Here is a 13,861-nt window from a genome sequence, read left to right on the forward strand (position 1 = left end):
ACGTGGGGAGAAACCCTAGAACGCCGGGCGTTCAGGATCCAGCGCCGCCACGCCCTCCTCCGGAGAAGACGCCACCGCGAAATGGCGTCGCGGGATGCGCCCCGCGAGGCGGGCCAGGCGGCCCGCCTCGACGGCATGGCGCATGGCCGCGGCCATGCGTTCCGGGTCCTGGGCCCGGGTCACCGCGGAGGCCAGCATCACCGCCGCGCAGCCCAGCTCCATGGCGAGCGCGACGTCCGAGGCGGTGCCCGCGCCCGCGTCCAGGATGACGGGGACGCCCGCCCGTTCCGTGATCAGCTGGAAGTTGTGCGGATTGCGGATGCCCAGCCCGGAGCCGATCGGGGAGCCCAGCGGCATGATCGCGGCGCAGCCCACGTCCTCCAGCTTGCGGGCCAGCACCGGATCGTCGTTCGTGTACGGCAGCACCGTGAAGCCGTCGTCCACCAGGGTCTCGGCGGCATCCAGCAGCTCGATCGGGTCGGGGAGCAGGGTGCGCTCGTCGGCGACCACCTCGAGCTTGATCCAGTCGGTACCGAGCGCCTCCCGGGCGAGCCGGGCGGTGAGCACCGCCTCGCCCGCCGTGAAGCAGCCCGCGGTGTTCGGCAGCACCCGGATCGCATGCCGTTCCAGCACGGACAGCACCGAGCCCTGCACGCTCGGGTCCAGCCGCCGCATGGCGACCGTGGTCAGCTCCGTACCGGAGGCGATCAGCGCGCGCTCCATGACGTCGAGGCTGGGCGCGCCGCCGGTTCCCATGATCAGCCGAGAGGCGAAGGTGGTGTCACCGATGGTGAGCGGATCGTCGGCCATGTCTGCGGATCAGCCTCCCTGGACCGCGGTGAGCACCTCGACGCGGTCGCCGTCGCCGAGCGGAGTGGTGGGCCACTGGGTACGCGGCACCACGGTTTCGTTGACCGCGGCGGCCACTCCGGAGGGCGCCACGGTCAGCGTCGCGACCAAGCGGTCGAGGGTCAGGTCCCCGGGGATCTCGCGGGCCTCGCCGTTGACGGACACCGACACGGTGGACGCGGGGGCGCTCATACGGGCTGCTCCTCTGGGACGCGGGCGCGCTCGGCCTCTTGGGCGGTGAAGCGCGCGGGGGAGAACGGGCGGGCCTCTTCCGGCAGGCGCCCGGTGGCCAGCGACTCGGCCATCACCTCGCCGGTCACCGGCGTCAGCAGGACACCGTTGCGGAAATGCCCGGTGGCCAGCTGGAGGCCGGGCAGCTCGGTCGGCCCGAGCAGCGGGGCGTTGTCGGGGGAGGTGGGGCGCAGCCCCGCGCAGGTCTCCACCAGCGGCAGCTCGGTGATGCCCGGGACCAGCTCGTGCGCGTCCCGCAGCAGCTCGTAGACCCCGCCCGCGGTGACGGTGGTGTCCCAGCCCAGCTCCTCGCTCGTGGCGCCCAGGACCAGCTCGCCGGTCGCGCGGGGCACCAGGTAGAGGGGATTGCCCCGTACGACGGCCCGTACGGTGCGCGACAGGAAGGCAGGGCTCCCGGCCGGCACCGCCGGCAGCCGCAGCCGCAGCACCTGCCCCTTGACCGGACGCACCGGAGGCACCACGGCCTCGGGCACCCCGGCCAGCCGCCCGCTCCAGCTGCCCGCGGCCAGCACGACCTGACCGGCCGGCAGCCGCCCGCCGCCGGCGAGTTCGACGCCCGTGGCGCGCCCGCCGTCGACCGTCAGCCGCTCCGCCCGGTTCCGGTGGAAGACCACGCCGGCGCGCTCACAGGCGATCAGCAGGGCGCTCGCCAGGCGGCGCGGATCCACCTGGTGGTCGCCGTCGACTCGGAGGCCGCCGCGTACCCCGGGGGCCAGCATCGGCTCCAGACGGCGGCATTCGCGCCCCGTGAGCCACTGCGAGTCCAGCCCGGAGCGGGTCTGCAGGGCGTGCAGTTCGCGCAGATGGGCGCGGTCGTCGGCGTCCAGCGCCACGGCCAGGGTGCCGCACCGCCGGTAGCCGATCCGCTGCCCGCTGGCCTCCTCCAGCTCGGCGGTGAAGTCCGGATAGCGCCGGGCCGAGGCCAGGTTGAGGCCGAGCAGGGTCTGCTCGCCGTAGTGGAGTTCGGTGACCGCGGCCAGCATGCCGGCCGCGACCTGCGCGGCGCCGCCGCCGGGCGCGGGGTCGACCACGGCGGCCGTCAGTCCGCGGCCGGCCGCCCGCCAGGCGGTGACCAGCCCGATGATGCCGCCCCCGATGACCAGGACATCGGGGTGGCCGGTGGCGGGCACGGATGGTGTGGCAGGTGGAGGCATGAGCGTCCAACCCCTCCCTTCGCCGGCATGACCCGGATCAGGTTCGTACGGTCGGAGGCCGGCCAGCCTCCCTCTCAGCCCGGTACGTCCGGGCTCCCGCGAGTGCGTGTACCCGTCACCCTAATACGGGCCCGCGACGCGCCGTAAGGGAGCGCCCCGGGGCGGCGGCCCGGCGTCACCGTCCGTGACGCTGTGTCAGAGATCTCCTTGCGCGCTGCTGCGGACGGCCTTCCCCACCGTCCTACAGTGAGCGGGTGAGCGAGCAGAGCAAGTCCTCCCGGACCCCTGACCACACGCCGCGCGTCGTGATCGCCGGCGCGGGAATCGCGGGGGTGCAGACCGCGGTCGCCCTGCGCGAGGCGGGCTGGCGCGGCGCGATCACCCTGCTCGGCGACGAGCCCCACCAGCCCTACGACCGCCCGCCGCTGTCCAAGGCGCTGCTGCTCGGCAAGGCCGACGGCACCGCCTTCGACGTCGACTTCGCCGCCCTCAGCATCGACCTGCACCTCAGCCGCCCGGTCACCGCGCTGCGCCCGGACGCCCATGAGGCCGACACCGCCGAGGGCCCGATCGGCTACGACTACGCGGTGCTCGCGACCGGCGCCGCCCCCGTCCTGCTGCCGGGCAGCGAAGGGGTGCCCGGCGTCCATCTGCTGCGCACCCTCGACGACGCCGAGCGGCTGCGGCCGGTACTCGCCGCCCGGCGCGACATCGTGGTCGTCGGCGCGGGCTGGATCGGCGCGGAGTTCGCGACCGCGGCCCGCGAGGCGGGCTGCTCGGTCACCGTCGTCGAGGCCGCCGACCGTCCGCTGGCCGGTGCCCTGCCCGCCGAAGTGTCCGCCCATATGACCGCCTGGTACGCGGACGCCGGGGCCGAGCTGCGCACCGGCGCCCGGGTCGCCGCCGTCGAGCCCGGCGCCGTCACCCTCGCGGACGGCAGCACGCTCCCCGCCGACGCCGTGGTCGTCGGCATCGGCGCCCGGCCCGCGACCGGCTGGCTGGCCGGCTCCGGCGTCGCCGTGTCCCCCGAGGACGGCTCCGTACTCGCCGACGAACAGCTGCGCACCTCCGCCCCCGATGTGTACGCGGTCGGCGACTGCGCCTCCTTCCCCTCGGCCCGCTACGGCCGCCGCCTGCTGATCCACCACTGGGACAACGCCCTCCAGGGCCCCCGCGCGGTCGCCGAGAACATCGCGCGCGGCGAGGCCGAGGGCGTGGTCTACGACCCGGTCCCGTACTTCTGGTCCGAGCAGTTCGGGCGGTTCGTGCAGTACGCCGGCCACCACGAGGGCGCCGACGAGATGATCTGGCGCGGCGACCCGTCCGGCGCCTCCTGGTCCGTGCTGTGGCTGCGCCGGAACCAGCTGGCGGCGCTGCTCGCGGTCGGGCGCCCCCGGGACCTGGCCCAGGGACGCAAACTCATCGAGAAGGGCGCCGCCCTCGACCGCGGCCGGGCCGCGGACGCCGCACTACCGCTGAAATCGGCGATGAAGTAGCGGGACGGAAGCGGCGCCGGCAGCGGGGTGGAAGCGGGGCGAAAGCGGCGACATGCGGCGGCGGGGGCGCGCCGGGGCGTCACTCTCCGGTGTGCCGGACGCCCCCGATGGCGATGCCCGGCTACCGACTGTCAGTGCGAGATGGCACGCTTGTCCTGTGACCGAGATTGACGCAAACATCGATGGACTCGTCCCCGCCTGGCTGACCCTCCCCGACATCGCCGAAGAGATCGGCGTCGAGGTGACACGCGTCCGGCAGCTGGTCAAGGAGGGCCAGCTGATCGCGGTGCGCCGCGGCGAGAACCGGGTGCTCCAGGTACCCGCCGATTTCATCAAGGACGGCAAGGTCGTCAAGGGCCTCGTCGGCACCCTGACCCTGCTGCGCGACGACGGCTTCGCCGACGACGAGATGCTCGAATGGCTCTTCACGCCCGACGAGACCCTGCCCGGCACCCCGGCGCAGGCGCTGCGCGAGAATCGCGGCACGGAGGTGAAGCGCCGGGCGCAGGCGCTCGCCGTCTGACGCCACCGCACCCGAATCCGTAACCGCACTGGGGCGTACGGCCCGGAGTCCCCGGCCCGTACGCCCCCGACCTGGGGGGAAAGCCGCCCGATGACCACCGCACGACAGGCACTCGCCGACGCCCGGCTCTACCTCTGCACGGACGCCCGCAAGCGGCAGGGCGACCTGACGCAGTTCCTGGACGCGGTGCTCGCCTCGGGCGTGGACATCGTCCAGCTGCGCGACAAGGGCATGGAGGCCGGCGAGGAGCTGCGCCATCTGGAGGTCTTCGCGGACGCCTGCCGGCGGCACGGCAAGCTGCTGGCCGTCAACGACCGCGCGGATGTCGCCCACGCCATCGGCAGCGACGTGCTGCACCTCGGCCAGGGCGACCTGCCCGTCCCCGCCGCCCGCGCCGTCCTCGGCCAGGACGTCCTGATAGGCCGCTCCACCCACGCCGAGGCCGAGGTGGACGCCGCGATCGCCGAGCCGGGGACGGACTACTTCTGCACGGGCCCCTGCTGGCCCACACCCACCAAGCCCGGCCGCCACGCCCCCGGCCTCGACCTGGTCCGCTACGCCGCCGCACGCAACCCCGAACGGCCCTGGTTCGCCATCGGCGGGATCGACGCCGGAAATCTGGACGAGGTGCTGGAGGCCGGCGCCCGCCGGGTCGTGGTCGTCCGGGCGATCACCGAGGCCGACGACCCGGCCGCGGCCACCGCCGACCTGGCCAAGCGGATCCGCACCCGCAGCGCCTGACGGCCCCGTCCGTCCCCCGTACGGCCTACGTCCCCCATATGGCCCCCATACGCTCCGGCGACGATTTCCGGACGTCCGATGGCCAGGAAAATGTCCAACCCGTGGACAAACTCCGCCGCCGGTTGGTGTGTGCCAGGGCTCTGGTTAACCTGCCCGTATGGCCCTAGGTACAGCTTCCACCAGGACTGATCGCGCACACACCGTGCGCGAGCTGCTGGCTTCCGGCAAGCAGTCGTATTCGTTCGAGTTCGCCGCCCCGAAGACGGAGAAGGGCGAGCGGACCCTGTGGAACGCCATTCGCCGGATCGAGGCCGTCTCCCCGACCTTCGTCTCCGTGACGTACGGCGCCGGCGGCACCTCCCGTGAGGGCACGGTGCGCGCCACCGAGCGCATCGCCACCGACACGACCCTGACCCCGGTCGCCCATCTGACCGCCGTCAACCACTCCCTGGCCGACCTGCGCAACGTCATCGGCCAGTACGCCGACGCCGGTATCCGCAACATGCTCGCGTTGCGCGGCGACCCGCCCGGCGACCCGATGGGCGAATGGGTCCGCCACCCGCAGGGCGTGGACTACGCCGCCGACCTGGTCCGGCTCATCAAGGAATCCGGCGACTTCTGCGTGGGCGTCGCCGCCTTCCCCGAGATGCACCCCCGCTCGACGGACTGGGACGCCGACGTCGCGCACTTCGTCGACAAGTGCCGCGCGGGCGCCGACTTCGCCATCACCCAGATGTTCTTCTACGCCGACGACTACCTCCGGCTGCGCGACCGGGTCGCCGCGGCGGGCTGCTCGACGCCGATCATCCCCGAGATCATGCCGGTCACGAACGTGCGCCAGATCGAGCGCTTCGCCCAGCTCAGCAACGCCGCTTTCCCGCCCGAGCTGGCCGAACGCATCCTGGCCGTCAAGGACGACCCGGCGGCGGTACGCTCCATTGGCATCGAGTACGCAACGGAATTGTGTGCGCGCTTGATGGCCGAGGAGATTCCCGGGTTGCACTTCATTACCCTGAACCACTCCACGGCGACCCTGGAGATCTACGAGAATCTGGGGTTGCATCAGCAGTCCTGATCTACGGTGCCGGACAGCGGCAGAAGAGGGGCGTATATGGGCTGGACGGTCCTCTACATCGCGTTCGGCCTCGTTGCGGTCTGGCTGCTGGCCGAGGTGCTGCTCCAGTACAAGGCCCGGCTGCGCTGGCGGCTGCTGGCCTTCGTGGGCTTCCTCGGAGTGGTCGTCGGCGTCGCCCTCCCGCAGGTGATCGTGATCGGGGCGGGCCTGATCGCCTTCGCCGTCGGCCAGACCAACGTCACGCTCTCCTTCCGGCGCGGCTTCTCCACCGGCTGGGCCCTGGGCGGCAAGCCGGGGGAGAGCCGGCGCCGCCGGGCCCGCTCGGGCGCCGCGCCCGCCGCCGAACCGACCCTCCAGGTCTCCGATCTGGAAGAGGCGGTGCCGGCCGCCGACGACACCGGCCGGGACGACGACGAGAACGTCTTCGCGGGCGCCCACGCCTTCCAGGGCCAGGACACCTACGCCGGCCAGGACACGTACGCAGGCCAGGGCACCTACGCAGGCCAGGGCACCTACGCCGACCAGAACGCGTACGGGGGCCAGGAGGCGTACGGCGCGCAGGGCTCCTACGACCCCCAGGACGCGTACACCGCACAGGACCCGTACGCCGGGCAGAGCCCGTACCTCGGCGAGAGCCCGTACCCCGGCCCGTACCCCGGACAGAGCTCCTACGACACCGCCGCCGTCTACGCCCCCCAGCCGATGCCCGACGAAACCGGCCAGTACGGCATCTACAGCCCCGACGCCCGCGCCCCCCAGGAGCCGCAGCCCGGCTATCCGTCCTACGACGCCTACGGCACCGCCACCGGAAACGCCGACAGCGACGGCAACGGCAACGGCTATGCCTACGGCGGCGGTTACGGCCAGACCGCGGCGGGCCAGGACGGCTACGCCGACCCGTACGCCGACCCCTACGCGGCCTACGGGGACGGACCGGGCGGCCAGGCCGGGCAGGCGCCCTACTCCGACCCCTACATCGGCACCCAGCAGTACGCCGCGCCCTACGAGCCGTACGAGCAGCCGGACCCCTACGGGCAGGCGCCGTACGCCGCCGGGCAGTACGACGACGGTCAGCCCGTGGGCCAGGGCTACGGCGCGACGCCGCCCGGCGGGGTCTGGGTGCCGCAGCAGCGCGACGGTGAACTCCCGCCCGAGCAGCCGCCGTACGCGCCGTACCAGCAGCAGGGGTACGACGAGCAGCAGTACCGCTACTGAGCCGGAGGCCGCGCCGGAGCCGGAGCGGCCGCCGCAGCCGCGCGGCACACGGCCGGAGCCGGCCGCTCAGACGGAGCCGTGCCAGTCGTCGCCGTTCACGATCAGGCCCGCCACGATCGCGCCGGACATCCCCGCGTGCGCCGGCCCGCCGCCCGGATGCGTCCGGCCGCCGACCGCATAGAGCCCCGGTATCCGCGTGCGGTTGCCGGGCCGCAGAAAACGGCCGTCCCGCCCCGCCAGCGCCGGTCCGGGCACCAACTCCTCGTCCGTGGGCGGCAGCACCTCCCGCCACAGCACCCGCTCGCGCAGCCCTGGAACCGCCGCCTCGGCGATCTCGGCCAGCCGGTCCGCCTCCTGCGCCAGGGCATCTTGGTCCGGCCGATCGGCCGGACCGGGCGGGGCGACCGTCGCGGACAGCGTCACGGCCTCATGACCGTCGTCCGGCCGGGTGCTGGAGTCGTCGGGGCGCAGCACCGTCAGCGTGGGCCGGGCGTACGGCTCCCGCGGCCCGGGACCGTCGCCGAACACGCCCGCCAGCTCCGCCCCGCGGTCCGCGGTGTGGACCACCGTCCGGTGCACGGCGTCCGCCGGGCGCCCCCCGCGCAGCGCCAGGCAGACCGTCAGCCGCGCCGGGGCCCGGTCACCCGGCCCCGGGCCGGGGCGGACGTCGTCCGCCGCCCAGGGCTCCCTCCCCGCGCACAGCCCGGGAAGCTGCACCGGATCGACGCCCGCCACCACGAACTCCGCCTCCGCCACCCGCCCGTCGGCCAGCTCGACGCCCGCCGCCCTGCCGTCCTTCTCCAGGATCCGGGTCACCTCCGCGCCGAAGGCGAACTCCACCTTGCGCGCCAGACACCGCTCGTACACCGCCTCGGCCAGTGCCCGCATCCCGCCGCGCGGATACCAGCTTCCGAAGGTCTGCTCCATGTACGGCAGCACGGCGGCACTCGCGGGCGCGCTGCGCGGATCGAAGCCATAGGCCAGCGCATGGCTCTCCAGCAGGGCGATCAGCCGCGGGTCGGCCAGCTCGCGGCGGGCGATCTCGGCGAGGGTGGCGGTCGTGGGGCCCTTGCCGCGCCCGAACAGCCCGCGCCTGCGGACCGCCGGATAGGGATCGCGCCCCAGCACCCGCCAGTCCTGCCACAGCGGCTCCTCCAGCAGCGGGCGGCGGGTGGCGTCCCAGGCCTCGCGGGCGCGGTTGACCAGCGCGCCCCAGCGCTCGCCCGCGCCGTCGCCCAGCGCCTCGTCCAGGGCCGCGAGCACACCGGCCCGGGAGGCGTTCGGCAGCGAGACGGCCGTGCCGTCCGCGAAGACATGGCGGCTCGCGGGATCGACCTGCGACAGCTCGACGCAGCTCTCGAGCGGCTCGCGGCCGGTCTTGAGGAACAGATCGCGGTAGACGGCGGGCAGATGCAGCAGACCCGGTCCCGTGTCGAAGGCGAAGCCGTCCCGCTCGTACCGCCGCAACGCGCCGCCGTACGTCGCGCCGCGCTCGTACACCGCCACCCGGTGGCCCGCGACGGCCAGCCGGGCAGCGGCCGCCATCGCGCCCATCCCGGCGCCGATCACCGCAATCCGTGCCATGCCTGCGACTTTATCCGCCGGCACTGACAACGGCGGCGGGGCGGTGTGCCTCGGCCCCGCACACCCCGACCCCGGCCCTCCGCCCCGGCCTCAGCCCGTCGGCGGTGCCTCGGCGCCCGCCGCGGCCAGGCGCTTCTCCTCGCGGCGGGCCCGGCGGCGGCGCAGGAACCGGCGGATCCGCGACCACATGAAGATCACCAGCGCGATGCCGCCGATCAGCAGCACCGCCGCGATGCTCGCCGCGATCACCGGGTGGAAGACGGCGAAGGCGATGAGCGCGGCCACGCCCAGGTCCTCGGCCAGGCTCAGCACGATGTTGCTCGCGGGCTCCGGCGAGGTGTTGACCGCGATCCGGGTGCCGGCCTTGACCAGATGGCTCAGCAGCGCCGTCGTACCGCCCACCGCGCCCGCCGCGAGCTGCGGCAGCGACCCGTCGTGCCCGGCCAGCAGCGCCGCCACGACCCCGCCCGCGATCGGCCGGATCACCGTGTGCACCGCGTCCCACACCGAGTCCACGTAGGGGACCTTGTCGGCGACCGCCTCGCACACGAACAGCACCGCGGCCACGATCAGCACGTCGGGGCGCTGCAGCGCCGCGGGCACGTCGTCGGTGACGCCGGTGGCGCCGAGCAGGCCGAGGAGCAGAACGACGGCATAGGCGTTGATCCCGCTCGCCCAGCCACTGGTGAAGACCAACGGGAGTACGGACACGCAGCAGATCGTAAGCCAGCGATGGGCGGCGCGGGACGGCTTCGGTACCGAGTGCTCAGGTTTGAGTATCCGTACTCAGCCGCCGAGATGAGTAGGTACGCGGATGGGCCGGCGGCCGCCCGGAAGGAAGAGTGTTCACCACGGAAGGGACGCGGCGCCGCACCGCCGACACGGGGCGGCGGAACGGCGCGGCTCCCGGCCGTAACGGGGAAACACGGGGGAAGTACGGGGGCTCCACGGGGGAGCACGGGGGAGCAACGGGGGAAGCGCTGTCCTGGTCGGATCGATGGGGGAACGGTCCGCGCCAGGGCAGCGCGCTCTTTTGCGCGGATCCGTCGACCGGCCCGTACGGTGCGCGCCGGATCCGACCGCCCGGCGCGCACACCTTCCCGTCCCCGGTCACTCCGGGCGGCCGGTGACCCTCCCTTGGAGGAGCCGCGACAGTGCCGCATGGACGTCGTCGATCGACCGGTCCGGCTGGTAGGACTGCCAGTCCAGGGCGGCCACCAGAACCATCCCGAACAGTGCCGAGGCGGTCAGCGGGACGTCGATCTCCTCGCTCAGCTCCCCGGCTGCCACCGCCTTCCGCAGCACGCCCTCCACGACCGTGATGGCCCGCCCGCGCACCACCATCAAGGTGGACTGCCAGGCGCGGTTGGTGCGCCACAGCTCGGCGACGTAGAGCTGGGTGAGCGCCGGATAGGTGGAGATGAACTCCAGCCCGGCCCGGATCATCGCGTCCAGCGCGTCGATCTGGCTGCCGCCCCGGCCGGTCACCACGTCGGCGGCCTCCTGCAAGGAGCTCGCCAGCAGCTCGATGCCGTGCCGCAGCAGCTCCTCGAAGAGAACGTTCTTGCTCGCGAAGTTGTAGTAGACGGTGCCCTTCGCGACGCCGGCCCGCTCGGCGATCTCGTCCACCGTGGTGGAGGAGAAGCCCTGTTCGGCGATGAGCGTGACCGCGGCCTCGAAGAGCTTGCGCCGGGTGGCGTCGCGGCGTGTAGTGGAGCTGTCCATGGGGGTGATTGTGCCGGTCCGCGCGAAGGGATGCGCGCCGCGCAGTGGCTCCGGCAGGGCGGTGGGGGGCGACGGGTGGGCGTTCACAGGCTCAGCTCCGGGTGCAGGTCCTTCATCCGCACCACCTGGCGGCCGCGGGCCGCCAGAGAGGTCAGCGCGAGCGCCCCGACGGTGAAGGCGACGAGGACGAGGGAGCCCTGCCATACGGGCGCGAGATCGCCCCCGGTGATGAGCCGGCGCAGTCCCTCGACGATGTAACTCATCGGCAGATAGGGGTGGATGGCGGCGAAGAAGCCGGGGCTGGTCTGCACCGGGTAGGTGCCGCCCGCCGATGTCAGCTGGAGCATCAGCAGCGCCAGCACCAGGATCCGGCCGGCCGGTCCGAACTTCGCGTTCAGCCACTGCACGATCGCCGAGAAGCAGGCCGTGACCAGGACGAGGAAGCCGACCGTGCCGGCCGCCCGCGCCATCTGGAGGCCGAGCGCGAAGTGCAGTACGGACATCAGGGCGGCGGTCTGCAGTACCCCGATACCCACCACCGGCAGCCATCCGGACACCGCCACCCGCCAGGGGGCGGCGCCCATCGCCAGCGCCCTCCGGTTGAGCGGCTGGATCAGCATGTACGCCACCATGGCGCCCACCCACAGGGACAGCGGGATGAAGTACGGGGCGAAGCCGGTGCCGTAGTTCGGCGCCTTGTGGGCGGAGTCGGACGCCAGCTGCACCGGGTCGGACATCACCCGGGTGCGCGCGTCGCGGTCCTTCTTGCCGTAGTCGGGGATCTGCTCGGCCCCGTCGTGCAGCCCGCCGGCCAGCTTCTGCGAGCCGTCGGAGAGCTTGAACAGGCCGCCGTCCAGCGTCTGCGCGCCGTCCTTGAGCCGGCCCACACCCGAGTCGAGGTCGTCCATCCCGGTGGCGGCGCGGCCGGTGCCGTCGTGCAGTTGGTGCGTACCGTCGTCGAGCCGGTCCGCCCCGGCGGCCAGCCGGGCGTTGCCGGCGGCCAGCTTGCGGGCGCCCGCGGAGACCCGGTGCGCACCGTCGTTGAGGTCGTTGACCTTCTTGACCGCGGCGTCCATGTCCCGGCCCAGGGTCGGCCCGTGCTCGGCCAGTTCGCTCGCCAGGTCGTGCAGCGAGTCCAGGTCCCGGCCCAGCCGGTCGAGGTTCTTCTGGTCGTGGACGTAGCCGCTGACCTGCTCGGCCTTGTCCGCCGCGGTGGCCGCCTCTTCCTTGATCTTCTTCAGTTCGGCGCAGGACGGGTCGAGGCTGATCGCGCTTCCGCAGTGCAGCCGGTAGTACGTGGCCAGGTGGTCGGAGATGCCCCGGGAGAGGTGTGCCCCGGTTTCGGCCGCGGCGGGGAGCTTGTCCAGGTGGTCGCGGACGGCCTGCGAACCGTCGGCGACGAGCCGCGCCGCCTCGCCGATCTCCTTGCCGTGTGCCCGGATGAAGGGCCCCACCTTGTCGGCGATCCCGTTGACGGTGTCGGCCAGCTGCTGTGTCCCCTGGGCCACCTGCCCGGACCCGTCGGCCAGTTGGCGCGATCCGTCGGCGGCCGTACCGGCGCCCCGGGCGAGGTCGGAACTGCCGCGGGTGAGCCGCCCGGCGCCCGCATCGAGGTCGCCCAGGCCCTTGACCAGCTGTCCGCTGCCGTTCTTCGCGGTGCCCAGCCCGTCGGCCAGTTTGCCGCTGCCGTCCTTGGCCTTCCCGATGCCGTTCTTCAACTTGTCGGCGCCGTCGGCGGCTTCCTCGGTCTTGCCGTGCAGCGTCGAGAAGGAGACGAAGATCTTGTCCAGGAAGGTGCGCGAGGCCTTCGTGGAGGCTGCGGAGCGGACCTCGGAGAACACCGTCCGGGAGATCTGCCCCACGATGTAGTTGTTCGCGTCGTTCGTCCGCACCTTGAGGGCGCCGGTCTCCGGGTGGTCACCGGAGCTGGAGGCGATCCGCTTGCTGAAGTCCTCGGGAATGGACAGCGAGAGGTAGTACGTGCCGTCCTCGACGCCCCGGGCGGCCTCCTCGGCGTCCACCGGGCGCCAGTCGAAGGTGTGGCTCTCGCCCAGCCCGTCGACGATGTTCTCGCCCGCCGAGATCCGCTTCCCCTCGGCGTCGGCGCCCTTGTCCTCGTTGACCAGCGCGACCGGAATCCGGTCGAGCCGCCCGTACGGGTCCCAGAAGGACCACAGGTACAGCGCTCCGTACAGCAGGGGGAGCAGCAGCAGTGCGGCCAGCGCGGCGCGCGGCAGCTTGCCCCTCCCGAACCGCTTCAGCTCAAGCGCGGCCAGTTTCGGCGAGCGCATCGGCCGCCCCCTCCTTGTCGTCGCGAATCCCGTCGCGAACGCCGTCATGTGCGCCGTCTGTGCCGTCTGCGCTGTCTGTGCCGTCTGCGGCGTCCTGGGTGCCGGTGTGACCGTCGTGGGGCGTCCCGTCCGGTGCGGTCACGGGGCGGCCGGTGCGCACCAGCACCACGTCCTCGGCCCCCGCGGCGTCCTCCGGCGGCTCGCTGCACACCGCGAGCACCGTCGTGCCGCCCGCCGCCAGGCCGCGCAGCATCGCCCAGGCCCGGCGCCGTTCGTCGTCGGACAGCTTCAGGTCGGTGTCGTCCACGGCCAGCAGCCGCGGGCCGCCGATCAGCGCCAGCGCCACCGACAGCCGCAGCGCCTCCAGCCGCTCCAGATCGCGGACCGAGGTACGGATCCCCTTGGGCAGCGACTCCAGGTCCAGTCCGGCCGCCTCGAGCGCGGCGTCCACCAGGGCGCGGGCCTCGGCCCGGCGCTCCTGCCGCGGCCGCAGCAGCGCCCGCAGCGAACCACCGAACCGGCCCTGCAGCAGGGCGCGTTCGCGCAGGTGCTCGCCCACCGTCAGCGCGGGGTCGAGCTCGGCGACGCCGGGTACGTGGGCGAGTGCGGTGACGGACCGGACGGCGGCTATCTTCTTGGGCAGCGGCAGGCCGCCGACCTCGGCGGTGCCCTCGGCGGACTTCATCCGGCCGGTGAGCGCCAGCAGCAGGCATGTGCGGCCCGAACCCGACGGACCCTGTACGGCGATCAGCGAGCCGGGCGCCGCCGTGATGTCGATGCTCCGGAACGCCCAGCCGCGGGGGCCCTTGACGCCGAATCCCGCGGCCGTGACCGCCGCGCCGCGCGGGGTGCTGTCCACGGTCTCCTCCCCCTCCTTGAACTGACTGGTCAGTTCAAAAAGTATCAGCGTCGGCCCCGCCTTCACGCAAGGGGGTGCCGGGAATCGGCGCCGCATT

At 73.3% G+C, this 13,861-nt stretch carries 13 protein-coding genes and 1 riboswitch; of the genes, 5 read left to right on the plus strand and 8 right to left on the minus strand.

Annotation, left to right across the window (positions count from 1 at the left end; all coding sequences use genetic code 11):
• Nucleotides 1–15 precede the first annotated feature (15 nt).
• The 3 genes from ACIGWZ_RS23075 to thiO all read right to left on the minus strand — a co-directional run bounded on the left by ACIGWZ_RS23075 (nucleotide 16) and on the right by thiO (nucleotide 2,255).
• The gene (locus tag ACIGWZ_RS23075) at nucleotides 16–810 is read right to left on the minus strand and encodes a thiazole synthase (RefSeq protein ID WP_400067496.1); all 795 of its coding nucleotides are present in this window, start codon (nucleotides 808–810) and stop codon (nucleotides 16–18) included.
• 9 nt (nucleotides 811–819) lie between these two features.
• Nucleotides 820–1,041 carry a sulfur carrier protein ThiS gene (gene thiS / locus ACIGWZ_RS23080; protein WP_400067498.1) on the minus strand — a complete coding sequence of 74 codons (222 nt, stop codon included), beginning with the start codon at nucleotides 1,039–1,041 and terminating at the stop codon, nucleotides 820–822.
• Complete coding sequence (gene thiO, locus ACIGWZ_RS23085) at nucleotides 1,038–2,255, minus strand: glycine oxidase ThiO (protein ID WP_400067500.1); 1,218 nt, start codon at nucleotides 2,253–2,255, stop codon at nucleotides 1,038–1,040. The genes thiS and thiO overlap by 4 nt, the downstream gene beginning before the upstream one ends.
• Nucleotides 2,252–2,365: riboswitch (TPP riboswitch) on the minus strand. Its footprint overlaps the gene before it by 4 nt.
• A 144-nt stretch (nucleotides 2,366–2,509) precedes the next feature.
• Here thiO and ACIGWZ_RS23090 point away from each other — a divergent pair.
• From ACIGWZ_RS23090 to ACIGWZ_RS23110, 5 genes are all read left to right on the plus strand, one after another.
• Complete coding sequence (locus ACIGWZ_RS23090; protein ID WP_400067502.1) at nucleotides 2,510–3,751, plus strand: NAD(P)/FAD-dependent oxidoreductase; 1,242 nt, start codon at nucleotides 2,510–2,512, stop codon at nucleotides 3,749–3,751.
• A 157-nt stretch (nucleotides 3,752–3,908) separates the two neighbouring features.
• Entirely contained in the window at nucleotides 3,909–4,274 is a 366-nt protein-coding gene (locus tag ACIGWZ_RS23095; protein WP_400067504.1) for an Rv2175c family DNA-binding protein, read from the plus strand.
• A 90-nt stretch (nucleotides 4,275–4,364) separates the two neighbouring features.
• Entirely contained in the window at nucleotides 4,365–5,015 is a 651-nt protein-coding gene (thiE, locus tag ACIGWZ_RS23100) for a thiamine phosphate synthase (protein ID WP_400067506.1), read from the plus strand.
• A 157-nt stretch (nucleotides 5,016–5,172) separates the two neighbouring features.
• The gene (gene metF / locus ACIGWZ_RS23105; RefSeq protein ID WP_400067508.1) at nucleotides 5,173–6,090 is read left to right on the plus strand and encodes a methylenetetrahydrofolate reductase [NAD(P)H]; all 918 of its coding nucleotides are present in this window, start codon (nucleotides 5,173–5,175) and stop codon (nucleotides 6,088–6,090) included.
• A gap of 36 nt (nucleotides 6,091–6,126) precedes the next feature.
• Nucleotides 6,127–7,305 (plus strand): hypothetical protein, encoded by a 1,179-nt coding sequence (locus ACIGWZ_RS23110; RefSeq protein ID WP_400067510.1) that lies wholly within the window; start codon nucleotides 6,127–6,129, stop codon nucleotides 7,303–7,305.
• A 66-nt stretch (nucleotides 7,306–7,371) separates the two neighbouring features.
• Here ACIGWZ_RS23110 and ACIGWZ_RS23115 read toward each other — a convergent pair whose 3' ends face one another.
• From ACIGWZ_RS23115 to ACIGWZ_RS23135, 5 genes are all read right to left on the minus strand, one after another.
• Complete coding sequence (locus tag ACIGWZ_RS23115) at nucleotides 7,372–8,889, minus strand: phytoene desaturase family protein (protein ID WP_400067512.1); 1,518 nt, start codon at nucleotides 8,887–8,889, stop codon at nucleotides 7,372–7,374.
• Nucleotides 8,890–8,979: 90 nt separating this feature from the next.
• Entirely contained in the window at nucleotides 8,980–9,600 is a 621-nt protein-coding gene (locus ACIGWZ_RS23120; protein WP_400067514.1) for a DUF4126 domain-containing protein, read from the minus strand.
• 399 nt (nucleotides 9,601–9,999) lie between these two features.
• Nucleotides 10,000–10,614 carry a TetR/AcrR family transcriptional regulator gene (locus tag ACIGWZ_RS23125; RefSeq protein ID WP_400067516.1) on the minus strand — a complete coding sequence of 205 codons (615 nt, stop codon included), beginning with the start codon at nucleotides 10,612–10,614 and terminating at the stop codon, nucleotides 10,000–10,002.
• 83 nt (nucleotides 10,615–10,697) lie between these two features.
• Nucleotides 10,698–12,905 (minus strand): YhgE/Pip family protein, encoded by a 2,208-nt coding sequence (locus tag ACIGWZ_RS23130; protein WP_400067517.1) that lies wholly within the window; start codon nucleotides 12,903–12,905, stop codon nucleotides 10,698–10,700.
• A complete protein-coding gene (locus ACIGWZ_RS23135; RefSeq protein WP_400067519.1) occupies nucleotides 12,877–13,764 on the minus strand; it encodes an ATP-binding cassette domain-containing protein in 888 nt (295 codons plus the stop codon). The genes ACIGWZ_RS23130 and ACIGWZ_RS23135 overlap by 29 nt, the downstream gene beginning before the upstream one ends.
• Nucleotides 13,765–13,861: the final 97 nt, after the last annotated feature.

Source organism: Streptomyces sp. NPDC053427 (assembly GCF_044544985.1).
Lineage (GTDB): Bacteria > Actinomycetota > Actinomycetes > Streptomycetales > Streptomycetaceae > Streptomyces.

Coding starts and splice junctions, on each gene's coding strand:
- ACIGWZ_RS23110 (WP_400067510.1), top strand. CDS start 6,127: ATGGGCTGGACGGTCCTCTACATCGCGTTCGGCCTCGTTGCGGTCTGG.
- ACIGWZ_RS23125 (WP_400067516.1), bottom strand. CDS start 10,614: ATGGACAGCTCCACTACACGCCGCGACGCCACCCGGCGCAAGCTCTTC.
- metF (WP_400067508.1), top strand. CDS start 5,173: ATGGCCCTAGGTACAGCTTCCACCAGGACTGATCGCGCACACACCGTG.
- ACIGWZ_RS23075 (WP_400067496.1), bottom strand. CDS start 810: ATGGCCGACGATCCGCTCACCATCGGTGACACCACCTTCGCCTCTCGG.
- ACIGWZ_RS23130 (WP_400067517.1), bottom strand. CDS start 12,905: ATGCGCTCGCCGAAACTGGCCGCGCTTGAGCTGAAGCGGTTCGGGAGG.
- thiS (WP_400067498.1), bottom strand. CDS start 1,041: ATGAGCGCCCCCGCGTCCACCGTGTCGGTGTCCGTCAACGGCGAGGCC.
- thiO (WP_400067500.1), bottom strand. CDS start 2,255: ATGCCTCCACCTGCCACACCATCCGTGCCCGCCACCGGCCACCCCGAT.
- ACIGWZ_RS23115 (WP_400067512.1), bottom strand. CDS start 8,889: ATGGCACGGATTGCGGTGATCGGCGCCGGGATGGGCGCGATGGCGGCC.
- thiE (WP_400067506.1), top strand. CDS start 4,365: ATGACCACCGCACGACAGGCACTCGCCGACGCCCGGCTCTACCTCTGC.